Origin of the sequence: Vibrio fortis (assembly GCF_024347475.1) — a bacterium.
GTDB lineage: Bacteria > Pseudomonadota > Gammaproteobacteria > Enterobacterales > Vibrionaceae > Vibrio > Vibrio fortis.
In genome coordinates, this window is record NZ_AP025487.1 from 698020 (window position 1) to 723377 (window position 25358).

The following is a 25358-nucleotide window of genomic DNA, read 5'->3' on the forward strand; positions in this document are numbered from 1 at the left end:
GTAATTGAGCTTCTACTCAGCTGAGCACTCGCGAGAGATGACTCTGCTTATTGGGTTGAGCTTTTTCTTGTATCGAGTTTAGGATCAGTTTCCGCTTCTAAGCGTGCTACTTCTGCATCAAGCTCGGCAATCTTCTCTGCCATTAAAGCATGGCAATGATCGGCAAGGGCTCTGGCATCACCCAGCTGATAACCCGATACATCGATAGGCTCTAGCATTTCAGTGATCACGATGCCGTTGTTGGCGCGATTCAAATCAATCTTGTTGTGCGTGGTACTGGTACACATTGGTGTAATAGGCACGCCAGCCTCAATCGCCATTCGGAACGCCCCTGTTTTAAAAGGTAAGAGTCCGCGACCTTTGCTTCGAGTGCCTTCTGGGTAAACCCAAACCGATAGGTCTCTTTGGTGAATCGCTTCGGCCACTTGTTTAATCGTGTCTCTGGCTTTGGATTTGTCTTCACGATTGATCAAGATGTTACCTGTGATCCAATACAAAACGCCGAAGAATGGAATCCACAAGAGGTCGCGTTTACCCATCGAAACTGTGCGCGGTCTTAACATTCCCGGGTCGGTGACAAAATCGAACACACTCTGGTGATTAGAAATGTACACGCTGTGTTGCGGAGTTGGCGCGTTCTCTAGCCCGCGCTGAATAATTTTAAGGCCAAGGATCTTTTGTAGTTGATTAAACCAGCGACAAAAGAAGTACACATGCTTGGGGTTTTTAGGGCTAAACAGACAGAAAACAAGCGCACTCAGTGTTGTTGCAACCACAAACACCGTAGCCAAAATAAGACGAAGAACAGTAAGCACAGCCGACTCCTTTCCACTGCACAATGGCAGTATTCAAACCGTTGAAGAAGATTAGAGCTTCAGTTCTATTTAACTAAGTTGCAACATTTTGAGAGAGGCAGACATCAAGAGTGAGATATGTATATAAAACCGTAGCCCAGAATCCACGGTATCAGCACACACGTGTTCACTGGCTAGACGTACATCATAAATTTGAAAACGAATAAAACTAGGAAAAATGCTATGAATTAGATGGCTCGATAGAATTTTATTAATCAAAGACTTATCATTGAGTTAGAACTCATAACTATTGATCGAGTATGGCATCTACTATCGATTTCTATCATCACAATGCAACCACATTAAGTACCCAATACAACTCGGTATCGTTCGAGTCTGTGCACAGCAGTTGGCAGCCTTACTGGCCTTTATCCGGTGACAAGGTGCTTGATGTTGGGGCGGGAAGTGGCCGCGATGCTCACTGGATGCAGCAACAAGGTTGTGAGGTGATAGCTATCGAGCCGAGTGATGGTCTACGTGAGTTAGGTGCAAAACATACTGGGGTCGAGGTCACTTGGATTAATGATTCATTACCCGCACTGAGTCGGACAGAAAACCTAGGAATGCGCTTTGATCTGATCTTAGTGAGTGCGGTTTGGATGCATCTTCCAATCAGCTATCGCGAGCGAGCATTTCGTAAACTCTCTAATTTACTAGCGCCAAATGGCCGCTTGATTATCAGTCTTCGACATGGAGAATTTGATGACCAGCGCCAAGGCTATCCGGTTTCCGTTCAAGAGCTCGAACAACTGGCAAAAAATAGTGCCTTACAAGTTCGACATATTGATGATAGCAAAGACCAACTGAATCGAAGTGAGGTTTGGTGGCAGACTGTCGTTATGACGCTTCCCGATGATGGTTCTGGTGACCTTAACAAAGTTCGTCATATCATAGTCAACGACAACAAATCAGCGACCTACAAATTGGCATTATTGAGAACGCTATTACGCATTGCTGATGCTCACTCAGGTGCGGTAATAGATAGAAGTGATGGCAAAATACTGCTTCCAGTTGGGCTTGTGGCTTTATATTGGGTAAGACAATTTAAAAGGTTGATTGATATCGATATTGAAGGCTCTGGCATTCAACAGAACAGCAACACAACAAAGGGGCTTGGTTTTGTAAAACAAGATGGATGGTATCAACTCAAGCATTTGAGTGCAGACGATCTCGCGATTGGCGCGATGTTTTTGGGAGAAGAAGCGAAAGCACTACAGAAGTTGTTTTCACATACCATTAGTACCATTAAAGCTGGACCAGTTACTTTTATTTATCAAGGGTCTAAAGACAATAGACTGTTCGAGATTTTGCCTCCACCCCAGCGTCGAAAGTCACTCAGCTCTCTGGTTATTGATAGCGAGTTCTTGGCCAGTTTTGGCTACTTCACTTTGGATGAGAGTTTGTGGGAGTGTTTTCGTATCTATCACTCTTGGATTGAACCATTGGTTGTTAATCAGTGGGTGATGGAAATGCAGCGTTTTGAGACAAACCGTGAACGCAACATTTCGCTGCAAACCTATCATGACTGCCTAGTGTGGATTGATCACAACCACGATACGCGAGATGTCAGAAAGCGAGTAGAGCAACTTCGTAAAGAAAATACTGAAATTGTGAGTGTTTGGAGTGGGGCTGTGCTTAAGCAAGATTATCATGTCGATCATTGCTTACCTTTTACTTACTGGCCGAATAACGACAAATGGAACTTGCTGCCAACGACAACCAAAGAAAACCTTAAAAAAAGTGACAAAGTACCGACAGCAGAAAAGTTGCATACATCAAAGCAGAGGATCATGGAGTGGTGGCAATTAGCATGGGATCACTCTGAACTATCCAAGCAACAATTCTTTTCTGAGGCCGCTCTCTCTTTGCCGAATATTCCACCTCAATGTCGTGACTTTGAAGAAGTATTTGACGCGATGGGACTACAAGTCCGTGGTGTGAAAAGCCGCTTACTTATCAATGAATGGAGTTAAGTAGAGAGTCATGAAACACATCGGCATAGATGCCTGCAAAGCGGGTTGGGTGGTTTGGATCTGGCATCAAGATGAGGTGCTGCTTGAAGTGGTGACCGAGCTATCTGAGATAACAGAACAGTTGCGTGATGCGCATGCTCTGATTGATATCCCAATCGGCTTTAGTGATTCCAAAACGCCCGATAGGTTGTGCGACAAAGCGGCTCGAAAGTACTTAACGCGAACTCGTGGTGCTTCGGTATTCCCTGTGCCTTGCCGTGAAGCGGCCTATGCCGAAAGTTATCCTCAAGCTTGTGAGATTAACTTCGATTTATGTGGGCGTAAGCTTTCTAAACAGGCTTGGTATATTCTGCCTAAAGTGCGTGAGGTTGATGCGTTACTCAATCTTCATCCTGAACTCTATCTACGAGAATCCCACCCAGAGGTGGTGTTTGCCACTTTATATGGTGCGCCTCTAGAGCATTCGAAGAAGAGCTTTGAAGGCCAGCAGCAAAGGCTCGATTTGTTAGCGCAATATCTGCCGAACCATATTGATAAACTCAAACACCAAGTCGCAATCACAAAGAAATCAAAAGTGGCTCCTGATGATCTCATTGATGCATTTGCCCTAATGTTGTGTGCCTTGCATTTTGATCAACTTAGCGCATTTCCTGAATCAGTGGACAAAGATCCACAGGGTCGAACGCGCGAGATTGTCTATTGGCAGCCGTAATATAAAAGCCCCCTTGTTGTGAGAAATATAGGGGGCTTTTTTTAGTGGGTGATTAGTGACCAGTCATTAGTGGTGATGATGCACATGCGCATTCTCTTCGACCGCCAGTTCAACTTCTACCGTACCTGCGTTTTTAAATTGCAGCGTCATCGGGAAGCGTTCGCCTTTTTTGTACGACTTGTTTGGGTTAAAGATCATGAGATGATAACCGCCAGGCTTGAACATTACCGTCTTCATGCTGCCAATACGCACGTTGTCGATTTTCATCATCTTCATCATGCCATCTGACATCTCATGAGTATGAATCTCTACCCGACTCGCGATAGGGGTCGATGCACTAATCAAAAAGTCATCTTTTTCTGCAAGGTTCTTAAGCTGGAAAAAGCCAGCGATCACAGTGGCATTCGGTGGCGCTTCACGACTCCAAGGGTGGTCGATTTGAATGCTGTCAGCGGTGTACTCATGGGCTGAGACGTTGACACTAAAAAGCGTCGCGATAAATAGAATCAAAGTGTTGAGCTGTTTTTTCATAATAGTCTCTATCGGTTTTCGTTGGCCAAGAGCTTATATAGGCCAGTACGCTAAAAGCGCAGTGAAGTGGTTCCTCGCCTTTTTATGATCTAAGGCGTTAGTTTTTATGTGGGTTAACAAATCTTAGTTAACAAAGATAAGCACAAAGCTCATCTTGCTTAGGCGGAAAAACCGAAGGGCGGAGACTGCTTAGGCGCTAACGAAAGATAGATCTTACGGTAGCTGTGAATGTGGTGATATGGAGTAAATGAAGTCGCGACTCGGCATAACCAAACCGCCAACGCAGCCAGCACCATTGCGATCATGGTGATGGAGAACTGGCACATCTCTAGCAGAGGGCATTGAAACTTGAGCGGGTCATGGATCTCATCAACAGGAAGTGGTGACATCGCGTTATCTTCGATGAGCTCGCTAATTTTGACCCACTTAAAACCCTCGGCGGTACACAGCAAGATCTTCTCTCCCTGCGCTTCTGATAGCCAATTCTTGTTATTAACTTGTGATGGGTTGAGTGCCATCGTGGCTAATAAATATATCTGAAACAGCAAAGCAGCAATGACGTAAATCGCCATTACCTTTTGTTTTATTTGCGTATTTCTTGATATATGCATCACAACATTCAATTAACTTTATTCGGCGCGGATACTAGCAAAGAAATTAAGGGATTGTAATGCTAAGTTTATAAAATGGTGACGCAAATACTTAAAAGAAATAATGATTTAGCTTCTATACTTTTAGTTGATTCGTTTAAAGAGGCTGATTTATTTTTGATGATCTTGGCGATTGAACTGACGGCGTTTTTTGTTGGGCCTTTCAGGAGAATTGACTGCTCAAAAGTTAATAATTGATGAGGCTAACCTTTGTTAAGTCATCGATTTGTCATTGAAAAAGTCACCACGTAAACGTTATGTGAGAACCACTGCTGACGCAGGAACTTTGAGCAAAAACGTCAGTATTATTAGTGAACTGATGACAACGGAACAACTAATGAAAAAGATACCTTTGGCTTTAACTTTAATAAGTACATTTGTTTTTTCACACTATTCCATGGCGACAATCGATACTTCACATACAACTCAAAACCCTACTTATCAGCTTGATGGCAAATCGGTGCTAGGGCGCACTGAAAATGTTTATTTGTCTGGAGTAGCTGGGCTTAGCGATATTCCTTTTGTAGGAAAAATTGATACTGGTGCTGAAACCACATCGATGCACGCGGAAGATATTCAAGTAACCAGTACTCACCCAGACTATAAGAACCTAACAAACCAAGAGTTGATGTTGGCCCTGACTGAAGAGGTGATAAACAACAGCGACGTAGCGTATAGCGATTGGGATGGCAGTACTTTTGAGCCTTTTGATACGCAAGTATCGTTCAAGATCCAAAACCCTCGAACTGGAAAGATGGAGCAGATTGAGGCCCCTTTAGAGCGTGTCAGCATGATCCGTAGCCGAACGAGTAGCACACCCATACTGCGCCCAACCATAAAAATGTCGCTCAAAATCGCAGACCAAGAGCTCGAGACAGATGTAAACCTTACCGATAGAAGGCACTTTTCAGCCCCTATTTTGATTGGTAAAACCTTCCTGGCCGAGAACGCATTGGTGTTTGCAGGTTATGACTACCTACAAGAGCAGGAAAAGTCGACCGTCGTAGGAAGAAAAGAGGTGGTCTCAATTGGTGGTTTGTCTGTGAATGCGAGCTTCTCTTTCTCGAATCGCTACAGCAATCTGCACGCTATAGACATTGATGTTGATAAGAAAAGCAACAAGGTGACTTTTGATATGGTCAGTAACGATGGTCAAAAGCAAGAGATGAGCTTACCACTGGTGCGTATGCTTAACGTCGGTGGTAAGCAAAGGCCTTTGGTGTATGTCCCTGTCCAATTAAGCAAAGATACGACACGAGATATTTTGGTGTATCTGCGTGATCGTTCTGGCAGTGAGTCTCAATTAAGAATTGGCACAATGGCAGCCAGCGAACACTTCATGATTAACAGTAACGCTGAGAATTTACTGTCGGGCGGCGCAGAGAGTTTTAAAGATGCGACTAAGTCGGGTGAACCTTTAATTATTTCGCCAGAAGAAGACATCACGTTGGATTACTTCCCATTAAAAGCCGTCGCTTCATTAACGGTAAGTACGCCAGTTCTAAAGGTGGAAAGCTTTGAAATTACTGGCTCAGGGGACAATGCCAAAGTAGATTTCTTCCTGATAGACGCAAATGGTGAGCCGAAGAAAGTGTCTAAAAAGGTGATTAAGCAGCTGAAAGTCGGATCAGACACGCGCCCAGTAGTCAGCGCCGATCTTGTCGTATCTGGCAAAGCACAACAAAGAGAGTTTGCACTTGATGTGCTAGATAAGAATGAAAAGGCACCTTACTTCATTCTTGGCAAGAAGATGGCGAAAGAGGGCGTGTATATTAACACTCGCGCCGACTACCTATTGAACGCGGAGCCTTTGTTTAAAGTCGGTCATGTTGAGCTTGTTGAAGTTAGTGGCATGACGTTCCCAGCTAAGCTAGACACTGGTGCGGATGTGAGCTCGATGAATGCAGTGAACATCAAACGCTTCAAAAAAGATGGCCAAGATATGGTGAGCTTCACCTATCAAAACAATCAGGGTGACAAACAAGACTTTGTTAAGCCAGTGATTGATGTAATGCGCATTAAAGCCAAGAAGGGTGAGGAGGTAAACATTCGGCCTGTGGTGGAAATGGAGGTCAAACTCGGTGATTTAGAGAAGAAGGTGAAGGTTAACCTACAAGACCGCTCTCGCTTTGAGTACAGCATGATCCTAGGTAAGAACTTCTTGAAATACGGCGCGCTCGTAAGTAGCGATGAAGATTATGTGTTGGGTAAGCAGAAGTAACCCACACTAAACTCCAGACAAACAAAAAGGGCCAACTCTTGCGAGTTGGCCCTTTCCAAACGTTTGGTGGGCTGGCGTCATCTGAAGCTGCTTATTATGTTACTGATTTTAAAGTTAAAATCTAAATTGATTTATTGGTTTGGGTAACTTAATGGGTACTAAAAGAAAAACTGAGTTATTTTGAAAAAGTGTGACCAATGTCGAGTATGTTCATGACACCTTACTCTTGTGACCTAAACTCTTGCACCAGATAGATTACATTTCTATTCTGAGAAATCTTCTTCTCGAAACACTTCTGATTCTCTTCTTACGTGAGGTTTCTTGCGAATTACTCTTTTTGGACGATGACACTCGCCAATGAGCTGGATTTGTTTTTTAATATAGCTTTCCTTTTTTAATCTTACTATAAGTACCTCACTCCATTTCTCTACCATTCTTAAACGATGTTTTTGTGTACTGACCACTCGTTTAGCGATGAACGGTGTCTCATATCCCGAGTCTTCAAGAAAGTTAGATATAGCTTTGTCATTGAATCCTTGTTGTTCTTTGAACTTAACTATGTTGTGGATTTGCATCAGGTATAGAGCTTCTTTGCGGCTCGCTTTACCTTCAAAACTTCCGTCTAAAAAAGTACCAAGACAAAGCTCGATAATAGCGGATAAATTTTCACTGTTACGGAGTTCCTTTCTTGAGAAGCCAAGTTTAGTTCCAATTGCATCAAGTATGTCTAGTGAGATATCTGACACGTGAATTCTCTTGGTTACGAGTCCTGAATCTTTTCTTCTCTGTGTTACAAATTGTTGTCTTATAGCGGCATCACTTTTACGTTTCATAATCCATTCTCGTTACTTGTTACCAACTACACGCTACACGATCTGTCTATCTAATTGAATGCTTTTTTTATGTGAGACTCACAATGTATGGTTGTATCATTATGTTTTTTAAGTGTTTTTATTTTGTGAGGCTCACAGGTTTTGTGAGGCTCACAAGGTGCCTTTTTCCGTTTGATAAGATGGCTCCATTATTTGAAGCAGAGAAAAAAGACATGGCGAATGATAGATATATGAAAATTGGAGAAGTGCTTGAGAGAACTTCCTACAGCCGAGCTCAGATCTATCGCTTGATGAAATCAGGAGAGTTTCCAAGTGCATATAGACTCTCAAAAAACCGAGTGGCATGGAGAGAATCTGAAGTAGATGCTTGGGTTGAAGAGCGGCAAAGTATTTTTCTAGTACCGCAATTAGATAAAGGACAAAAGCTACTCGAAGAGGTATGGAGAAGATGAAACTAGACATATTCTTAGCTGGCATCAGATTAGAAGAGTGTGATTGGTTAATGAGCGAGTACGAAGCCTATTTAGAGAACGATTATCGTATTAAGCTGCTCAGAAAAATGGCTGATCATGTCTATCAAAGTCGTGGTCAAAGATACAGTTGTGGTCAATTGCATGAGTTGGCAGATAAGCTAGAGTCTTGCAATGAAGGTTTATACCAGTGTAAGAGTGTGGCATGTAAAAAATGCAATCGTCTGTTTAAAATAGAACGTGTTAACAACATCATTGCTTCAATCTTGCTTGACCAAGAGCAAGCACTGGATGCTGAATACGGTATCTATACTATTGTTCAATACTCGCGTGGAGTCGATGCATATGACTTCGTCAATTATGATATCCCTAAAGATAAGGACAGATTGAGAAAGTTACTATCTAGATGTGGTATCAGTGGTCCGGTATTGGGGGCGTTCGAGTTAGATTTTCATGATTCACCACAAAAATGGTTACCTCATTATCATGTTCTTATGCGTAAATCGGGTAACGAAGAAGCGATTGAGCGGCTAGGAGAGAGGTTATCGAAGCTTCACCCTAAGCACATTAAGCAGAATAGACAAGCTAGGCCATTTATGAAGCAGGAGTTCAGAGATCCTCTCAAGCAATTGAGTTATTTACATAAGTTGGCTTGTTTTGAAGTTCGCGATTATCAATCGTTTTGGGGGAAGAATCTGACTAAGAAGTATCGGCTGAACAAATTGATGTTCTGTGAATCACTTTGTTGGTTAGATGAACAAGACAGAAGAACGTTGCCATTTCAATGGAATGCGAGAGCATGGTTAAAGAAGTCCAAAGTGTAATCTACGATTTTTGTTGACTACACGAATACCACCTATCTCGAATGCTTAAATAGGTAGTTTTAAGAAACACCAATACAACACTAGTCGACTATTAATTGTGTTCTAGTCACAAGATGTTCATTTCAAATTTTTTGACTTAATAGACGCGCTCGCGCTGCGTTTCTTTTTGTTTATAGTCCATTAAGTTAACAAATTGCTTGGGAGAATTTCCATATGTTTCCTTAAATTTTTTGCAAAAGTAAGATGCGCTAGAAAAACCTGTTAAGTGAGCTACCTTTTTTATAGGATGTTTTTTCTTTAATAGTAAATACGCAGCTTTATTCATTCTTGCTGAAAGTATCAAGTCTGATAATGTGGTTTTTTCTTGAGATATCCTCCTCATAAGTGTAGCTTTTGACATATTAAGACTTTTGGATATTTCTTCTGCTGTCCAACGATGTTGGATTTTTTTAGATATTAGACGATGAATACGTTCAGATATAGAATCAGTTCTTTTAAGATCAAATTTCTTTAGAGTTCTAAAAGCATCTCTATTTATCAATTCGTGTAAAAAATCAGTATGGTCGAAAATGCCATTTTGAACATGGATCAACGAATCGATATAAGGTTTCATTTTTTTAAACGTATAGCTATCATAATCCATATCACACATAACTAAATATAAAGAAAAGTCATCGGATAACTCTTCTTTCAACGAAAAATTTATTAATGTATTTGAGGGTAACTGAATCAAAGCTTCACCCTCGATCACGATGACGCATCCTGGGTATGAGATAGCCCCGAAAAAATCAGTAAGTTTAATTATGTGTTTTGACTTAGATACAAAGCTTCCGGTATCTTTTGTTTTTAAATTTACTCTTATCTTTCTTATCTTAAACATGTTCTTTATTCATTATGTTCATCTTTCTTTTTAGCTGTGTCCAGCTCACTGGAGGAGAATAAAAGTATCCTTGAACCAGAACATTAAGGTTCTTCACAACGTCATGCTGATAAGAAGTTTCGACGCCTTCTAAAATAATACCTTTCTTGGCGTAAGGAGATATTACTCTCAATAGATAGTTTATTGTATTAATGTCGTCGCAGTTATGGTGAAGGAAAGACTTGTCTATTTTGATGTAATCCCAATCAATAAATCCTAGTGATATGTTTGCAACATTGTTTTTATGATAATAATCATCTAATAACAATCCTACACCAGAGCGCTTTAATAATCTGATACTACTTTGCAAGCGGCCACAATTTACATCACAGTCGATATCTGTAATTTCAATATCAAAGTTAACGTCACGTTCATTTAAGAGGCTCTGCAAAAAAAACCTATCCTTTAAACATGACAAAGTCATATTAACAGTTATAGGGATATGGACTTTTAGATCACTACAGAACTTAATTTGAGCTAGCGCGACCATTTTGATGAACTCTTGATCAATTTCAGAGAAAAACGTTTCGTTGTAACAAATCTCACCGGAATCGCTCAAGACTTTAGATAGGATCTCAAGATGCCTTACTTGTCTCTGCTTCAAGTCGATTATTGGTTGAAACAAAAATTCAAGCTCAACAAATGATGCATCGCTTCTTACGATGACTCCACTGTCCGTGTAGTTATATTCGTACATATTATTCTTCAATGAATTGATGTTGTTTTCCGTATCATCTATATGCATCACTTTTTCGTCTACTAAGCGCGTTGATCTTACAAAAGATTGAGTTGATATTTTCATTATTAATAGGCGTCATAATCCTGACGCACAAGAAACTATTGAAATAACAAAACGACATGCCATTTATTTACTATCTTGTTAGGGGCTAGACGGTTACGATCAAAACGTGATTTCGGTTCAGAGATTGCGTTAAAATTTTTCCTTTTGCTTGATAATGGTCTCTATTTGTTATGGGCGTCACATTTTTTTTCCAAATTGACGAGTAACAGTTTCTACTTGGGAGGGTTAGAAAAGAAAGACTGATTGCTCTCGCTCGAGATCGCTTAATCAACTAACGGATTCTCACTCAGCCTTCCGATGCTAATATTTAACAGTATTTCACTACATATAAAGTTATCAGATGTTCATTTTGAAACGTTGTCGTCAAAATTAATGTCATTATCGCCTGAGGCTGATCTACAACTCTAACGGCTAAGTCAGTTCTTTTACTCCTGTTCGATGACTTAGCAGTTCTTCGCTGTTTAGAAGCAACTAAATTTCTTTTTAGCATCACGATAATTGTTGTATTTCAAAGTGCGCTAGCTCAGCGCAATACCTGTTCGAGTTGCATCAACAATATGCTTGCTCCACCAAGCCATAAGATCTCTTCTACGTTCTAGGTAATCTGTTCGGCTATATGCACGATGTGTTTTGTTACCAATAAGGTGAGCGAGTGCTGATTCAATTAAAATGTAGTCGTGTCCAGCTGCATTGAGCGTTGAGCTAGCTATGGAGCGTAAACCATGGGAAACTAACCGACCTCCAAACCCCATGCGTTTTAGAGCCATATTAGCTGTTTGACTATGCATTGGTTTTTTTGGATCTGTTGCCGACGGAAAAACATATTCGCTCTTTACTCTCATCGAGCTCATCACATTTAATAGAACGATGACTTCGTCCGTTAGAGGTATTCGGTGTTTTTTGCGTTTTTTCATCCTTTCTGCAGGTATTGTCCAAACTCGACTTTCTAAATCGAATTCTGACCACTTGGCTCCAGCTGCTTCGTTTGGTCTGGTCATTGTATGTAGTTGAAACTTGATAAGGTTTCGTGTCGAACGCTTGATACTTGCTTCGCTTAAAGTTGCCATCAATTCGGGTAATTCGTGTGGCTCTAGCGCTTTCATATGCTCTTGTTGAGGCTTTTTAAAAGTAGCAAAAATATTGCTTATTGGATTGGCGTTAATTAAGCCGCTGTGCATAGCGTACAGCATGACTTCATTTAGCCGTTGAGATAATCGTTTGAGTGTTTCTAAAGAACCTTTGGCTTCTACAACCCTTAGAGTTTGAATTACAGTCTGAGCTGTAACCATAGAGATAGGTTGTGAGCCCAAAGAAGGAAAAACATGTAGCTCAAGTGAACGCCAGATATCTTTCGCATAATCTTCGGTAACTGTTGATTTCTTTTGCTCCATCCATTGCTGTGAAACATTGAATAACGTGTGCTTATATATAGCGTCGGCTTTTTCCTTTTCTTCTTTTTTGTGGTGTTTTGGATCAATGCTTAGTGCTACTAGCTCACGGTGACCTTCGGTTATTTTCCGTGCATTAGCTATTGATAGATCTGGGTACTTGCCTAAGGTTATATTGCTGCGTTTCCCTGTTGCTGGACTCTTGTATACGAAACGCCAAGATTTAGTTCCATTTGGCATTATTCTAAGCTGCAAGCCTCGTCCATCACTGAGCAATTGCTCTTTGCCAGTTGGTTTTGTGCTTTTGACTTTTTTATCTGTCAGTTGAACTGCTGGTCTTGCCATTTTAAACCTATTTAGTACCCGAAATATCTTGGATGAGAGTATAGGGTAACTGGGCGGGTACTAAAAACGTGAGCAGATATGAGACGCGATGAGACAGAATAAGACAGGGGAGTGAGCTAAGTGATTGAATTTTTGATATTTTAGGTACAAAAAAGGCCACCCGAAGGTGGCCTTTTCCAAACGTTTGGTGGAGCTGGCGGGAGTTGAACCCGCGTCCAAAAACTATTCATCATTGGTACTACATGCTTAGTCGATCTTTAAATTCACCAGTAACCTGCGAACCGACACGCTAGTTAAAGGCTAACCTGAATTATAATTCGCCGTTCATCTCTCAGGTGGGAAAATCCGGGCTAGCGCGTTTGGGTTTGATCTCTCGTTATTCCCCGTCTTACGTGCGGAAGCTAGGGCGAGAGAGCTCTGAGCAGGTTATTAAGCTGCTAGTGCGTAGTTTTCGTCGTTTGCGACTATTTTTTTGCGGCTTTTTACGTGGCCAACCGCCCCACGGCATGCACCTCAGACTGCAAAATTCCTGTCGAATCCTAAATCAGCCCCAAAGTGTTCTTGCATAGTACCAGAAAAGCCATGCCTGTCTAGCACTGTGCAGTTCAAGTGCTCAAGATTAACGCAAATTACTCTTCATAATTCGTGCTTTATCGCGAGCCCAATCTTTTTCTTTCATATCAGTACGTTTGTCGTGCAGTTTCTTACCTTTTGCTACGCCAATTTTGATTTTCGCCCAAGAGCGAGACCAGTATAGCGATGTTGCAACCAGCGTCATGCCTTCACGGTTAATACGACCGAATAGGTTGTCGAGCTCTTTTCTCGACATTAGGAGTTTACGGACACGTGTTGGGTTCGCGACAATGTGCGTACTTGCTTGTGTTAGTGGAGTGATAGTCATGCCACTGATGAATGCTTCACCGTCTCTGATGTAGACGTAGCTTTCTGCGATGTTCGTTTTGCCTTCACGTAGGGATTTTACTTCCCAGCCTTGTAGCTCAAGCCCCGCTTCAATCTCATCGTCGATGAAATATTCGTGGCGAGCTTTCTTATTTAGCGCAATGGTATTACTACCCGCTTTTGATTTTGATTTTTTCTTTGCCATAATGGCCTCATTATACGGATTGCGCGAAAGATGGGGAATCCTTTTTATTTGCGCTCTGGCTCAATACCATTAAAATTGTGGTTTGTTTAATGTAACGCTGTCTTTAACAGGAGTCTATATGCCAAAGGTTACTCGTTCAGCATTAGTATCATTTAGTGCTGACCAGATGTTTGACTTGGTCAATGATGTTGCTCGTTATCCTGAGTTTTTGCCGGGTTGTTCTGGTTCTCGTGTGATCGAATCTTCAGATTCAGCAATGGTGGCTTCGGTTGATGTATCGAAAGCTGGTATTAGCAAAACATTTACAACATCGAATCGCCTCGCGGAAGGTGCAGAGATTTTAATGGAGCTGGTGGATGGCCCATTTAAGAAGCTGCAGGGCGGTTGGTACTTTACGCCTTTGGACGATCAAGCGTGCAAAGTTGAATTAAAGCTTGAGTTTGAATTCTCTAGCCGCATGATTGAAATGGCTTTTGGCAAGATCTTCAATGAACTCACCAGCAATATGGTGAACGCGTTTACTCAGCGTGCGAAGCAGGTGTACTAAGCATGAGCATTGAATCAGACATGATCCACGTTGAAGTGGTTTACGCTCTGCCACATGAGCAGCGCGTATTTACACTGGTGGTGAACAAGAACGCGACAGTAGAAGAGATCATCGGCCAATCTGGCGTGCTTGAGCTTTATCCTGAAATCGACCTATCTAAGAATAAGGTCGGTGTATACAGCCGTAACGTGAAACTGGATGCCACAGTTCGCGACAAAGACCGCATTGAAATTTACCGCGCACTTCTAGCTGATCCGAAAGAGATTCGTCGTAAGCGTGCCGAGCAAGCAAAAGCGGCAGCGACTAAGTAAATCGTTATACGTTCAAATAGCAAAAAGCCTGCATCGTTGCAGGCTTTTTAGTATCTGGCGGGTTGTGCATTTAGCGGTTTTATCGAAGGCTTTCGAAAAACTCATCACTCGCTTCAAAGTCACCGTTGATGCTTACCAGTGTGCCTGTCGCGTCAAAGTTAACCACGAGGTTTTTCTGGATCGGGTCTTCGTGACCTTTTTGGTGATGGTAAATGTAGTACCAAGTATCTGGGTAGCCGTTTTCGATCAGCATTGGTGAGCCCATAACGTAACGAACTTGTGTCTTAGTCATACCAAATTTCAGTTGGTCGACTGCTTCTTGTTCAACGTAGTTACCCTGGTTGATGTCAATTCGATAAACCAACTTTTCTAATAGAGAACAACCGGTCAACATTGTTAGTGCAAGTGGAACTGCAACTAACCACTTCTTAATTCGCATAGTCTGAGATCTTTCTTCGCTAAAATACTGCCTGATAATAAACAAGCTCCAGCAAGAAGTAAAAAGCTCCTTGCGCTTTGAACTTAATATGACTGGCAATTTTGAAATAAGTTGCAAAATTGCTAATCTTTTTCAGAAAACTATCAGGTATTTGGCGAAAGTTTAATCTAAGCGGCGATTAACAGCTCTTTTGCGTTGGCCAGCGTTGAATCGGTGATCTGGCTGCCACCAAGCAATCTTGCAAGCTCAGAAATACGTTGTTGCTCATCAAGTGTGTGCATTTGCGTCTCTGTTTTGCCTGCTTTGGTGCTTTTAGCAACGAACAATTGTTGGTGACCACAACCTGCCACTTGAGGCAAGTGAGTCACACACATGACTTGTGTCGATTCGCCCAGAGTACGCAGCATTTTTCCAACGACAGCAGCCGTTGGACCACTGATACCAACATCCACTTCATCGAAGATCAGGCTAGGGGTATCGACTTTCTGAGCGGTGATTACCTGAATCGCGAGTGAGATACGCGACAGCTCACCACCAGAGGCCACTTTGGCAATTGGCTGCATTGGTTGCCCCGGGTTGGTAGAAACAATAAAGGTCACGTTGTCCATGCCCAGTGGCGATGGGTGAGTATTGGTGTTGTTTACCTCAATCGCGAACTGCGCTTTTTCCATACTGAGTTCATGCATGCTTTGCGTGATCAGTTTGTTCAGCTCTTTGGCGTAACGAACGCGAGACTTATGCAGTTTCTCGGCTTTCGCAACAAAACCTTGGTAGTGCTGTTCCACTTCATTCGCTAGCTCATCAAGTTTTTCATCAGAACAATCCAACGCTTCGATCTGTTGTAGAAGATCTTGATGATGCTTGTAAAGCTCTTCTGGTAATACATGATGCTTGCGTGACATCGACATGACTTTTGAGAAGCGCTCTTCTACAAATGCCATACGGCCAGGGTCGACATCGATGCTATCAAGGTAAGTTCTTAGCTCGCTGTTGGTCTCTTCAATTTGGATGATGGCTTCAGAGAGCATGTTCGGTAACTCAGCCAGTCTTTCATCCAGTTCCGCTAACTGAATTAGGGAGTGATTGGCCGATTGCAGAATACCAAGCGCATTAACTTCTTCACCTTCGTAAATAAGCTCGATAGCTTGCTGACAGGTTGATGCAAGCTCACCACTGTTGGATAGGCGTTTGTGCTCTTGTTCAAGCTCTTCATATTCTTCCTCCCCAAGTGAGAGCTCGTTCAGCTCTTTAATTTGGTACTCAAGCAACTGTTTCTGTGCTTGGTTCTGTTGGCTGTTGTCACGCAACTCTTTTAGGTGGTTGTCTGCGTGGCGCCAAGTTTGGTATGCGTTGCGAGTCGACTTCAGCAGGTTTAGGTGGCCTGCATATTGGTCAAGCATTGCCATTTGGTAGTCGCTTTTCATCAGTTGATGGTGTGCATGCTGACCATGGATATTAATAAGCAGCTGCCCTAATGATTTTAGTTGTGAGAGTGGAACAGGGCTGCCATTAATGAAGGCTCGCGAACGGCCTTCTTTCGAGATGGTACGGCGAAGAATACATTCGCTGCCATCCAGTAGCTCGTTATCTTCTAGCCAACGAGTCGCATGTAAGTTGTTATCCAGTAAAAATGCGGCGCTGACTTCGGTTTTCTCTTCACCTTGTCGCACCATGCCTGCGTCAGCTCGACCACCAAGGCATAAGCCCAACGCGTCAATAGCAATAGATTTACCCGCACCAGTTTCACCGGTGATGGTTGTCATGCCTTTAGAAAGTTCTAGCTGTAAAGACTTAACAATAGCGAAATTATTAACACTTAGATGAGCCAGCATTTTTATTTACCTGTATAACTGAACAATACTGTATATAAGCTCAGTATATACTGTTTCTTTATACAGTAAAGTAAGCAGGTGAATATTTTTTGTGAGATCGATCAAATCAAGCTTCGTTTGTAGGTAACTGATATTGATGTCTATTTGCGAAAAGAGATTCCAGACACTTCGTCGCTCAGTTCTGGAATGACGCTACGAATACGGTTTGGAGGGCAGGGAGCGTTAGGGTTTCAGGCAATAAAAAAGGCTGGCATGTTGCCAACCTTTCAAAATTTATTCGTTGTGTACCTAGAACAACTTACTCGACCAACCAAGCTTGTTTCTTAGGACGTGATAGTAGCTGTAATCCTTAGGGTGGATCAGCTTGAGCACGTTTGGGCTTTGGTAGATGTGGATTTCGTCGCCCGGCGAAACAGGGAGTGATATTTGACCGTCACAGCTTACTTCTTGAGTGCCACGATTATCTGGAGAGACAATCAGTTTGATGTGGCGTTTGCCATCAACCACCAAAGGTCGGCTCGATAATGTGTGCGGGAACATCGGCACGAGTGAGATTGCATTCAGGCTAGAAGACAAGATCGGGCCGCCACCAGAGAGTGAATAGGCGGTAGAGCCAGTCGGTGTAGAGACAATCAAACCGTCTGAACGCTGCGAGAAGGCGAAGCTGTCATCAATGTAGACTTCGAATTCGATCATGTGAGCGACTTGACCTGGGTGAAGTACCGCTTCGTTAAGCGCTGCATTGTGACTTTTTATTTGACCATGACGATGGATCTCGGTTTCAAGTAGGAAGCGCTCTTCCTCCATGAACTCACCATTAAGCACATCAGTTAACGCTGATTGGAAATTTTCAGGATTAAGATCGGTCAAAAAGCCGAGGTTACCACGGTTTACACCGATCACTGAGATATCGAATCGGGACAAGATACGCGCTGCGCCGAGCATGTTGCCATCACCACCTACAACAACGGCTAAATCCGCTCGTTTACCGAGTTCGACCAAGCTTGAGAATCGCTCTTTAGGGATGTCGTCTAAAATGCTGGCTAATCTGTCATCAACAAACACTTGATAGCCTTCAGCACTTAACCACTGATACAGCTCTCTATGAGTCTGAATTGCTTGTTGATCTCGAGGTTTACCAATGATGGCGATGACTTCAAATGGCTTTTTCATAAGGTTTCCAAACGAATTAGGCTTGAATCAAAATTCTTCATCCCCATAATAAAGGCAAGTTGAATGACTATGCGAGTGTTTTATATCAAATTGGGCGCTAATACGCCGCTCACTGGCATAGAAAACTGAATTCTGGAGATATCATGAGCAACGAAGAAAACAAAGTAACGGAAGAAGAGCTAGATCAGATCATTGCTGAGGCAGAGAAAGTTGAAGCAGAAGCGCAAACTGAAGAAGCTGCTGACGAACAAGAAGCAAAGATCGCTCAACTAGAAGCAGCTTTGTTGTCGAGCGAAGCGAAAGTAAAAGAGCAGCAAGATTCTGTTCTACGTGCGAAAGCTGAAGTAGAAAACATGCGCCGCCGTACTGAGCAAGAGATCGACAAAGCGCGTAAATTTGCTCTAAACAAGTTTGCTGAAGAGCTGCTACCAGTTATCGATAACCTAGAGCGTGCAATGCAAGCAGCAGACGCTGACAACGAAGTAGTTAAGCCTCTGTTTGAAGGTGTTGAGCTGACTCATAAAACGTTTGTAGACGTGGTAGCTAAGTTTGGTCTTAAAGAGATCAACCCTGAAGGCGAAGCGTTTAACCCTGAGCTTCACCAAGCAATGTCGATTCAAGAGAGCCCAGATCACGAGCCAAACACAGTCATGTTCGTGATGCAGAAAGGCTACGAGCTTAACGGCCGTGTGATTCGTCCAGCAATGGTTATGGTTTCAAAATAAATCACTGAACCATGTGAAATACTAAGAGAGGCTTCGGCCTCTCTTTTTTTGTGTTTAAAACAGCGGAAGGCCAATAAATAAGCAAAAAAAATGCTTTAAGTATGTCGTTCTTTTTATTTTAGTGATTTCAGCTGTTTAGTGTAATATTTTATGAAACTAGTTGTTTTTAAATAATTGCTCTGATGTCACATTTGTAATTAATTTGTGAAATAATGCTTTCAATTGTTATCTTGATATGTAAAATCTCCGGCCATATCGAGATATCACTCGTATATATAACTATAAAAGTACATTTTTCAAACATAACAGACTGGAGATAAACGATGGATAAATCGCTCTCAAGTAAAATATTTGTAGGTTTGTTTGCCGGCCTACTTATCGGTACTGCAATTCAGTACCTACTCAGCGGTATTGCGATCTTTGATACTTACCTACTTGGTGCTGCGGAAGGCGCTGGTGGTATGTTCGTTTCACTAATTAAACTTCTTGTTGTTCCACTTGTTTACGTATCTATCGTTTGCGGTATCGTTGAACTGAAAGATATCCGTTCATTTGGTCGTCTTGGTGGTAAAACCTTTGCTCTTTACATTATCAACACCATCATCGCGATTTCGGCTGCACTAACTATCGGTTTGATCTTCCAACCGGGTGCGGGTGCTAGCCTAGCGGGTACGGTTTCTGAGACGATTGCTCTAACAACAACTGAAACACCAGACATCTTCTCTCTGGTTGTGAACATTGTTCCTAGCAACCCAGTACAAGCGTTCGCAAGCGGCGACATGCTTCAAATCATCTTCATGGCGATTCTAACGGGTCTTGCTATTCAAGCGCTTGATTCTCGTGGTGGCCCAGCTATCAAGACGTTCAAGATGGCTAACGAAATCATGATGAAGCTTATCGGCCTAGTAATGAGCCTAGCGCCATACGGTGTATTCGCGCTAATGATTCAACTGGGTGCAACGCTTGACGCAAACACGCTAATGTCAGTAGCAGGTTATGTAGCACTTGTTGTTGCAATGCTAGTGTTCTGGATCTTCTTCTTCTACCCAGCAATGGTTGGTGCGTTCACAGGTATTTCGCCAAAACAATTCCTACGTGCAACTCGTGAGCAGATTCTTTTCTCACTATCTACTGCAAGTTCGAATGCGACAATCCCAGTAACAATGCGCACTCTTACAGAGAAACTGAATGTTTCTAAATCTGTAGCAGGCTTTGGTGTACCACTAGGTGCAACAATGAACATGTCTGGTGTATCTATCTACATCGCATTAGCGACTATGTTCGTAGCAAACGCATTTGGTCAGCCAATCAACACTGCTGATATCTTCACTCTAGGTCTAACTATCCTACTACTGTCTATCGGTGCTGGTGGTGTTCCAGGTGGCGGTGTAGTAATGGTAGGTGTTCTATTGCACCAACTAGGTCTACCACCAGAGGGTCTAGCAATCGTTGCAGCTGTTGACCGTATCTGTGACATGTTCTGTACTTCTTCTAACGTAGTTGGTGACACAGCAGTAAACACAATTGTTGCTAAGTCTGAAGACGAAATCGGTGTAGAAGCAGATAAAGAAGTTGAACTGAATAAAGCAGAAGCTTAATCAGGAAACTCAAAACTGAATCCTAAAAGCGAGGCCTAGAGCCTCGCTTTTTTCGTTTGTGTTAGAGAAAAACAGTGAGGTCTAGGTAAGCGTTAGTCGGTTTTGTGAGTAGCAACATGAAATTCTAGAGTGTCTCTGCAAATATCTAAGACTGATCACATATAATAATACAATAGTATTTTATATTCTTTGGCAACCTACATTCAGACGACATTAAGGAAAATAAAATGAAGTTGTCCTACCTTAGCTTAATTACCGCTGCTGTTTTAGCGACACCTGCTCTTGCCGCCGATAATGATATGGCAAGCCAATTCAACCTTGATCCGGCGAAAGCACCTGCGCAAAACTTTGACCTATCTAAGTGGAAGATCAATCTACCTGAGCTGACAACTGAGGGACCGCGTAAAGGTAAAACCTTAGAGATCGCCAAAACTGAGCTTGCTAATGTAGAAACGCCTTATGTTCACCCTGAATGGTTCTACACAGACAAAGAAACCGGTGCGATGGTGTTTGTTGCTCCAAATACAGCACCAACCACACCTAATAGTAAAAATACTCGAAGTGAATTGCGTGCGATGCTAGGCGATGACTACGCTGCGCCAGACAACAACTTTGTAGTATCGAGCCACAGCAATGCGAAAGATTATGGCTCGATTGGCGGCCAGATGACGGCGACACTGTCGGTCGATCAAGTGAGTACAAGTGGTAACTACAAGAAGACAGGTGCGTTTTCTGTGGTGATTGGTCAGATTCATGGCTCAGATAACGAACCATTGAAGATTGTTTACCGTAAATTACCAGAGCATGAGCATGGTTCTCTAACGTGGAACTATGAACTTAACCCTACGCCTGAGCTGCAAAATGCCAAGGATGATAACGGCAAGAAGCTACGCAAAGATATTCGTCATGATGTGTTTGGTAAATATAACCTGAAGAAGGGCAGTGCGGACCCGGTTGATGGCATTAAGCTTGGTGAAGTCTTTTCTTACGATGTTGATATCAAAGATACGATCATGCACCTAACCTTTACTAAAAACCCGAACTCGGATTCACCAGTGGTGAAAACCTATGAGGTGGATCTCGCTGCCGGTAACTACCAAGGTCATGAGGTTGACTTAGGCTACGGTCAAGATTGGATGTACTTCAAAGCGGGTGCATACAATCAGTGTAATACGAAGAAGTCGAGCTCGGCGTGTGAGTGGCGTGGTATGGATGCAGGTGACTACACCAAAACCAGCTTCTACCAGTTGGTTCTGAACCAGTAATCGTCACATCCCGTGTTTTATGTAAGGCCCTCAAATGAGGGCCTTTTGCTTTTTACAGTATTGCAAAACGGCATTATTGAAGAGTGAGTGACGATGATTCACCATGAGACCTTCTGTTCAATCAGTGCTTAATCGTTGATTAAGTAGCCAATATCCACCCGCCCTCAGTAATAAAGAAGGAAAAATGAGTTTTTTTTCTTTATTTCCCTTGAAAAGTGTTTTGCTGCCCTTATCTATTGGGCATACGAAAGCAAAAAACATTTGCACTTTAATTTTGTGTATCGGGGTTGAATCCCTGATTACCACCCCCACATATGTGGGTATAGCAAAAACTAAATAGAATATATTTCGGAGATAGCCTGATGGGTAAAATCATTGGTATTGATTTAGGTACTACTAACTCTTGTGTTGCTGTTCTTGACGGCGACAAACCACGCGTAATCGAGAATGCGGAAGGCGAACGCACAACTGCGTCAGTAATCGCATACACAGAAGGCGAGACGCTAGTTGGTCAACCTGCAAAACGTCAAGCTGTTACTAACCCTCAAAACACACTATTCGCTATCAAGCGTCTAATCGGTCGTCGTTTTGAAGATGAAGAAGTACAACGCGATATCGAAATCATGCCTTTCAACATTGTTAAGGCTGACAACGGTGATGCATGGGTAGAAGCGCAAGGCCAAAAAATGGCTGCTCCTCAAGTATCTGCTGAAGTACTTAAGAAGATGAAGAAAACAGCTGAAGACTTCCTAGGTGAAGAAGTAACTGGCGCTGTTGTAACTGTTCCTGCTTACTTCAATGATGCACAACGTCAAGCAACTAAAGATGCTGGCCGTATCGCTGGTCTAGACGTTAAGCGTATCATCAACGAACCAACTGCTGCTGCTCTAGCTTACGGTCTAGACAAGCAAGGTGGCGATCGCACTATCGCAGTATACGACCTTGGTGGTGGTACTTTCGATATCTCTATCATCGAGATCGACGAAGTTGAAGGCGAGAAGACATTTGAAGTTCTTTCTACTAACGGTGACACTCACCTAGGTGGTGAAGACTTCGATAACCGCATGATCAACTACCTAGTAGACGAGTTCAAGAAAGAGCAAGGCATCGATCTTAAGACTGATCCACTAGCAATGCAGCGTGTTAAAGAAGCAGCAGAAAAAGCGAAAATCGAGCTTTCTTCTACTACTCAAACTGACGTAAACCTACCTTACGTTACTGCTGATGCGACTGGTCCTAAGCACATGAACATCAAAGTGACTCGTGCGAAGCTTGAGTCTCTAGTTGAAGACCTAGTACAACGTTCTCTTGAGCCTCTAAAAGTTGCTCTAGCGGATGCTGACCTATCTGTAGGCGAAATCACTGACGTTATCCTAGTTGGTGGTCAAACTCGTATGCCTATGGTTCAAGCTAAAGTTGCTGAGTTCTTCGGTAAAGAAGCTCGTAAAGACGTAAACCCTGACGAAGCAGTAGCAATGGGTGCTGCAGTTCAAGGTGGTGTACTAGCTGGTGACGTTAAAGACGTACTACTTCTAGACGTTACTCCTCTATCTTTCGGTATCGAAACGATGGGCGGCGTAATGACTAAGCTAATCGAGAAAAACACAACTATCCCTACAAAAGCGGATCAAGTGTTCTCTACAGCTGAAGACAACCAAAGCGCGGTAACTATCCACGTACTACAAGGTGAGCGTAAGCAAGCGACTTACAACAAGTCTCTTGGTCAGTTCAACCTAGAAGGTATCCAACCAGCACCACGTGGTATGCCACAAATCGAAGTAACTTTCGACCTAGATGCTGACGGTATCCTAAACGTATCTGCGAAAGATAAAGCGACTGGTAAAGAGCAGAAGATCACTATCCAAGCTTCAGGCGGTCTGTCTGAGGAAGAGATCGAAGCAATGGTACAAGAAGCAGAAGCTAACAAAGAAGCGGACAAGAAGTTCGAAGAGCTAGTAACTGCACGTAACCAAGCTGACCAGATGATTCACGGCACTAAGAAGCAAGTAGAAGAAGCTGGTGAAGCTCTACCTGCAGACGAGAAAGAGAAGATCGAAGCAGCTATCGCGGCACTAGAAGAAGTTAAGTCTGGTAACGACAAAGAAGCTATCGACGCTAAAGTTCAAGAACTTATGCAAGCAGCTCAGAAGCTAATGGAAATCGCTCAACAGCAAGCTCAAGCTCAACAAGCTGGCGCTGAAGCAGGTGAGCAACCTAAGCAAGACGACGACGTTGTTGACGCAGAATTCGAAGAAGTTAAAGACGACAAGAAATAATTTCGTCGCAGAGTAGCCTGATTTCGTTGTCGGAAGTGCTCACCTACTAGCGTAGGCTGCGCGCTTCCTCCTAGAACTCAAGCTATCTGCTTAGAAATTTGTCTCGAAGACTTATTAATACGGGCGTCAGAGGTAACTCTTACGCCCGTAAATTTGTATTTAGGCTGTCAATCTAGATAATGGCTCTCGAATCTCGAATCTCGAATCTCGAATCTCGAATCTCGAATCTCGAATCTCGAATCTCGAATCTCGAATCTCGAATCTCGAATCTCGAATCTCGAATCTCGAACCTTTATCTAGATTGATACACAAGCTACTGAAAGAAGTAATTTGGTAGTGGCAATAAATTTGGTGACTTAGAACATGTCAAAACGTGATTTTTACGAAGTATTAGGCGTTAGCCGTGATGCATCAGAGCGCGATATTAAAAAGGCGTACAAACGCTTAGCAATGAAGTTCCACCCTGACCGTAACCAGGGTGATGAAAGCGCAGCAGAAAAGTTTAAAGAAGTAAAAGTAGCGTATGAGATCCTTACCGATTCTCAAAAGAAAGCCGCTTACGACCAATATGGTCACGCAGCCTTTGAACAAGGCGGTATGGGCGGTGGCGGCGGCTTCGGCGGCGGTCATGGTGATTTCGGTGACATCTTTGGTGATGTGTTTGGCGATATCTTCGGTGGTGGTCGTCGTGGCGGCGGTCAACAACGTGCACAACGTGGTTCAGACCTACGTTACAACATGGAACTGACTCTAGAAGAAGCAGTTCGTGGTGTATCGAAAGAGATCGAAGTACCGACTCTCGTTGAGTGTGATACTTGTGACGGCAGCGGTGCGAAGAAAGGTTCTTCTGCGCAAACTTGTGGCACTTGTCATGGCCATGGCCAAGTTCAAATGCGTCAAGGCTTCTTTGCTGTTCAACAAACTTGTCCTACTTGTAACGGTAAAGGCAAGATCATCAAAGACCCATGTAACTCTTGTCATGGTCAAGGCCGTAAGCAGAAGACGAAAACACTTAACGTTAAGATCCCTGCAGGTGTTGATACTGGCGATCGCATTCGTCTATCTGGCGAAGGTGAAGCGGGAGAGCAAGGCGCTCCAGCTGGCGATCTGTACGTACAAGTTCACGTAAAAGAGCACAACATCTTCGAACGTGACGGCAACAACCTTTACTGCGAAGTACCAGTAAGCTTCTCTATGGCTGCTCTAGGCGGCGAAGTTGAAGTTCCTACTTTGGATGGCCGAGTAAACCTTAAGGTGCCTGAAGAGACACAAACGGGCCGTATGTTCCGTATGCGTGGCAAGGGCGTGAAAGGCGTTCGTGGCGGCGGTGTGGGTGACCTAATCGTTAAGCTAGTGGTTGAGACGCCAGTTAAGCTAAGCTCTCGTCAAAAAGAACTTCTACGTGAGTTTGAAGAGACGTGTGGTGGCGAGGCGGCAAGCAAGCATAAGCCAAAGTCTGAAGGTTTCTTCAGCGGTGTTAAAAACTTCTTCGATGACCTAACTAAGTAATTAGGTTATTGATACTTTTGGCTGTTGATGCCTGAAGTTTTAAAAAATTAACAAAA

General features: G+C 42.9%; 23 protein-coding genes and 1 other RNA gene. 12 read left to right on the plus strand and 12 right to left on the minus strand.

Features of this window, described 5'->3' with window-relative positions:
- Positions 1–47: 47 nt before the first annotated feature.
- Positions 48–815: a 1-acylglycerol-3-phosphate O-acyltransferase gene (locus OCV50_RS03100; protein WP_261903679.1), complete on the minus strand. Its 768-nt coding sequence runs from the start codon at positions 813–815 to the stop codon at positions 48–50.
- 299 nt (positions 816–1114) lie between these two features.
- Between OCV50_RS03100 and OCV50_RS03105 the strand changes: the two genes are divergently transcribed.
- Complete coding sequence (locus tag OCV50_RS03105) at positions 1115–2827, plus strand: class I SAM-dependent methyltransferase (protein ID WP_261903680.1); 1713 nt, start codon at positions 1115–1117, stop codon at positions 2825–2827.
- Positions 2828–2837: 10 nt separating this feature from the next.
- Positions 2838–3539 carry a DUF429 domain-containing protein gene (locus OCV50_RS03110; protein ID WP_261903681.1) on the plus strand — a complete coding sequence of 234 codons (702 nt, stop codon included), beginning with the start codon at positions 2838–2840 and terminating at the stop codon, positions 3537–3539.
- Positions 3540–3605: 66 nt separating this feature from the next.
- On the opposite strand, the gene OCV50_RS03115 is transcribed toward OCV50_RS03110, so the two are convergent.
- Positions 3606–4070, minus strand: a complete 465-nt coding sequence (locus OCV50_RS03115) for a copper chaperone PCu(A)C (RefSeq protein WP_261903682.1) — start codon at positions 4068–4070, stop codon at positions 3606–3608.
- Between the two features lie 158 nt (positions 4071–4228).
- Positions 4229–4642: a hypothetical protein gene (locus OCV50_RS03120; RefSeq protein ID WP_261903683.1), complete on the minus strand. Its 414-nt coding sequence runs from the start codon at positions 4640–4642 to the stop codon at positions 4229–4231.
- A gap of 415 nt (positions 4643–5057) precedes the next feature.
- Here OCV50_RS03120 and OCV50_RS03125 point away from each other — a divergent pair, with 415 nt between their 5' ends.
- On the plus strand, positions 5058–6941 hold the full coding sequence (locus tag OCV50_RS03125) for an ATP-dependent zinc protease family protein (protein ID WP_261903684.1): 1884 nt from the start codon (positions 5058–5060) through the stop codon (positions 6939–6941).
- 263 nt (positions 6942–7204) lie between these two features.
- Here the strand turns inward: OCV50_RS03125 and OCV50_RS03130 are convergent, their stop codons facing one another.
- Positions 7205–7774, minus strand: coding sequence for a hypothetical protein (locus tag OCV50_RS03130; RefSeq protein ID WP_235201709.1), 570 nt, complete (start codon positions 7772–7774; stop codon positions 7205–7207).
- A gap of 179 nt (positions 7775–7953) precedes the next feature.
- Between OCV50_RS03130 and OCV50_RS03135 the strand changes: the two genes are divergently transcribed.
- The gene (locus OCV50_RS03135) at positions 7954–8226 is read left to right on the plus strand and encodes a helix-turn-helix transcriptional regulator (RefSeq protein ID WP_235201711.1); all 273 of its coding nucleotides are present in this window, start codon (positions 7954–7956) and stop codon (positions 8224–8226) included.
- Positions 8223–9068 carry a hypothetical protein gene (locus OCV50_RS03140; protein ID WP_032551360.1) on the plus strand — a complete coding sequence of 282 codons (846 nt, stop codon included), beginning with the start codon at positions 8223–8225 and terminating at the stop codon, positions 9066–9068. The genes OCV50_RS03135 and OCV50_RS03140 overlap by 4 nt, the downstream gene beginning before the upstream one ends.
- 136 nt (positions 9069–9204) lie before the next feature.
- Here OCV50_RS03140 and OCV50_RS03145 read toward each other — a convergent pair whose 3' ends face one another.
- From OCV50_RS03145 to smpB, 5 genes are all read right to left on the minus strand, one after another.
- Complete coding sequence (locus OCV50_RS03145; RefSeq protein ID WP_032551361.1) at positions 9205–9948, minus strand: helix-turn-helix transcriptional regulator; 744 nt, start codon at positions 9946–9948, stop codon at positions 9205–9207.
- On the minus strand, positions 9941–10789 hold the full coding sequence (locus OCV50_RS03150) for an EAL domain-containing protein (RefSeq protein ID WP_261903685.1): 849 nt from the start codon (positions 10787–10789) through the stop codon (positions 9941–9943). The genes OCV50_RS03145 and OCV50_RS03150 overlap by 8 nt, the downstream gene beginning before the upstream one ends.
- 518 nt (positions 10790–11307) lie before the next feature.
- On the minus strand, positions 11308–12522 hold the full coding sequence (locus OCV50_RS03155) for an integrase domain-containing protein (RefSeq protein ID WP_053409596.1): 1215 nt from the start codon (positions 12520–12522) through the stop codon (positions 11308–11310).
- A gap of 185 nt (positions 12523–12707) precedes the next feature.
- Positions 12708–13074: a transfer-messenger RNA gene (gene ssrA, locus OCV50_RS03160) on the minus strand.
- Between the two features lie 67 nt (positions 13075–13141).
- Positions 13142–13627, minus strand: coding sequence for an SsrA-binding protein SmpB (gene smpB, locus OCV50_RS03165; protein WP_032551363.1), 486 nt, complete (start codon positions 13625–13627; stop codon positions 13142–13144).
- A gap of 118 nt (positions 13628–13745) precedes the next feature.
- Between smpB and OCV50_RS03170 the strand changes: the two genes are divergently transcribed.
- Positions 13746–14174 carry an SRPBCC family protein gene (locus OCV50_RS03170; RefSeq protein WP_032551364.1) on the plus strand — a complete coding sequence of 143 codons (429 nt, stop codon included), beginning with the start codon at positions 13746–13748 and terminating at the stop codon, positions 14172–14174.
- A 2-nt stretch (positions 14175–14176) separates the two neighbouring features.
- On the plus strand, positions 14177–14485 hold the full coding sequence (locus OCV50_RS03175) for an RnfH family protein (protein WP_032551365.1): 309 nt from the start codon (positions 14177–14179) through the stop codon (positions 14483–14485).
- 79 nt (positions 14486–14564) lie between these two features.
- Here OCV50_RS03175 and bamE read toward each other — a convergent pair whose 3' ends face one another.
- The 3 genes from bamE to nadK form a co-directional block, all read right to left on the minus strand.
- Positions 14565–14924: an outer membrane protein assembly factor BamE gene (gene bamE / locus OCV50_RS03180; protein WP_239842391.1), complete on the minus strand. Its 360-nt coding sequence runs from the start codon at positions 14922–14924 to the stop codon at positions 14565–14567.
- 167 nt (positions 14925–15091) lie between these two features.
- Positions 15092–16756: a DNA repair protein RecN gene (gene recN / locus OCV50_RS03185; RefSeq protein WP_261903686.1), complete on the minus strand. Its 1665-nt coding sequence runs from the start codon at positions 16754–16756 to the stop codon at positions 15092–15094.
- A 288-nt stretch (positions 16757–17044) separates the two neighbouring features.
- Positions 17045–17929, minus strand: a complete 885-nt coding sequence (gene nadK, locus OCV50_RS03190; RefSeq protein WP_032551369.1) for an NAD(+) kinase — start codon at positions 17927–17929, stop codon at positions 17045–17047.
- Between the two features lie 143 nt (positions 17930–18072).
- Here nadK and grpE point away from each other — a divergent pair, with 143 nt between their 5' ends.
- From grpE to dnaJ, 5 genes are all read left to right on the plus strand, one after another.
- Positions 18073–18654, plus strand: a complete 582-nt coding sequence (gene grpE / locus OCV50_RS03195; RefSeq protein ID WP_032551370.1) for a nucleotide exchange factor GrpE — start codon at positions 18073–18075, stop codon at positions 18652–18654.
- A gap of 323 nt (positions 18655–18977) precedes the next feature.
- Positions 18978–20252, plus strand: coding sequence for a dicarboxylate/amino acid:cation symporter (locus tag OCV50_RS03200; RefSeq protein ID WP_239842393.1), 1275 nt, complete (start codon positions 18978–18980; stop codon positions 20250–20252).
- A gap of 227 nt (positions 20253–20479) precedes the next feature.
- Entirely contained in the window at positions 20480–21517 is a 1038-nt protein-coding gene (locus tag OCV50_RS03205) for a polysaccharide lyase family 7 protein (protein ID WP_261903687.1), read from the plus strand.
- 362 nt (positions 21518–21879) lie between these two features.
- A complete protein-coding gene (gene dnaK / locus OCV50_RS03210; RefSeq protein WP_239842395.1) occupies positions 21880–23793 on the plus strand; it encodes a molecular chaperone DnaK in 1914 nt (637 codons plus the stop codon).
- A gap of 363 nt (positions 23794–24156) precedes the next feature.
- Positions 24157–25302 (plus strand): molecular chaperone DnaJ, encoded by a 1146-nt coding sequence (dnaJ, locus tag OCV50_RS03215; protein ID WP_032551376.1) that lies wholly within the window; start codon positions 24157–24159, stop codon positions 25300–25302.
- Positions 25303–25358 lie beyond the last annotated feature (56 nt).

Bases quoted from the DNA above. Each gene is read 5' to 3' on its own strand.
- OCV50_RS03105 (WP_261903680.1), top strand. From the start codon at position 1,115: ATGGCATCTACTATCGATTTCTATCATCACAATGCAACCACATTAAGT.
- OCV50_RS03110 (WP_261903681.1), top strand. From the start codon at position 2,838: ATGAAACACATCGGCATAGATGCCTGCAAAGCGGGTTGGGTGGTTTGG.
- OCV50_RS03115 (WP_261903682.1), bottom strand. From the start codon at position 4,070: ATGAAAAAACAGCTCAACACTTTGATTCTATTTATCGCGACGCTTTTT.
- OCV50_RS03120 (WP_261903683.1), bottom strand. From the start codon at position 4,642: ATGGCGATTTACGTCATTGCTGCTTTGCTGTTTCAGATATATTTATTA.
- OCV50_RS03125 (WP_261903684.1), top strand. From the start codon at position 5,058: ATGAAAAAGATACCTTTGGCTTTAACTTTAATAAGTACATTTGTTTTT.
- OCV50_RS03130 (WP_235201709.1), bottom strand. From the start codon at position 7,774: ATGAAACGTAAAAGTGATGCCGCTATAAGACAACAATTTGTAACACAG.
- OCV50_RS03135 (WP_235201711.1), top strand. From the start codon at position 7,954: ATGGCTCCATTATTTGAAGCAGAGAAAAAAGACATGGCGAATGATAGA.
- OCV50_RS03140 (WP_032551360.1), top strand. From the start codon at position 8,223: ATGAAACTAGACATATTCTTAGCTGGCATCAGATTAGAAGAGTGTGAT.
- OCV50_RS03145 (WP_032551361.1), bottom strand. From the start codon at position 9,948: ATGTTTAAGATAAGAAAGATAAGAGTAAATTTAAAAACAAAAGATACC.
- OCV50_RS03150 (WP_261903685.1), bottom strand. From the start codon at position 10,789: ATGAAAATATCAACTCAATCTTTTGTAAGATCAACGCGCTTAGTAGAC.
- OCV50_RS03155 (WP_053409596.1), bottom strand. From the start codon at position 12,522: ATGGCAAGACCAGCAGTTCAACTGACAGATAAAAAAGTCAAAAGCACA.
- smpB (WP_032551363.1), bottom strand. From the start codon at position 13,627: ATGGCAAAGAAAAAATCAAAATCAAAAGCGGGTAGTAATACCATTGCG.
- OCV50_RS03170 (WP_032551364.1), top strand. From the start codon at position 13,746: ATGCCAAAGGTTACTCGTTCAGCATTAGTATCATTTAGTGCTGACCAG.
- OCV50_RS03175 (WP_032551365.1), top strand. From the start codon at position 14,177: ATGAGCATTGAATCAGACATGATCCACGTTGAAGTGGTTTACGCTCTG.
- bamE (WP_239842391.1), bottom strand. From the start codon at position 14,924: ATGCGAATTAAGAAGTGGTTAGTTGCAGTTCCACTTGCACTAACAATG.
- recN (WP_261903686.1), bottom strand. From the start codon at position 16,756: ATGCTGGCTCATCTAAGTGTTAATAATTTCGCTATTGTTAAGTCTTTA.
- nadK (WP_032551369.1), bottom strand. From the start codon at position 17,929: ATGAAAAAGCCATTTGAAGTCATCGCCATCATTGGTAAACCTCGAGAT.
- grpE (WP_032551370.1), top strand. From the start codon at position 18,073: ATGAGCAACGAAGAAAACAAAGTAACGGAAGAAGAGCTAGATCAGATC.
- OCV50_RS03200 (WP_239842393.1), top strand. From the start codon at position 18,978: ATGGATAAATCGCTCTCAAGTAAAATATTTGTAGGTTTGTTTGCCGGC.
- OCV50_RS03205 (WP_261903687.1), top strand. From the start codon at position 20,480: ATGAAGTTGTCCTACCTTAGCTTAATTACCGCTGCTGTTTTAGCGACA.
- dnaK (WP_239842395.1), top strand. From the start codon at position 21,880: ATGGGTAAAATCATTGGTATTGATTTAGGTACTACTAACTCTTGTGTT.
- dnaJ (WP_032551376.1), top strand. From the start codon at position 24,157: ATGTCAAAACGTGATTTTTACGAAGTATTAGGCGTTAGCCGTGATGCA.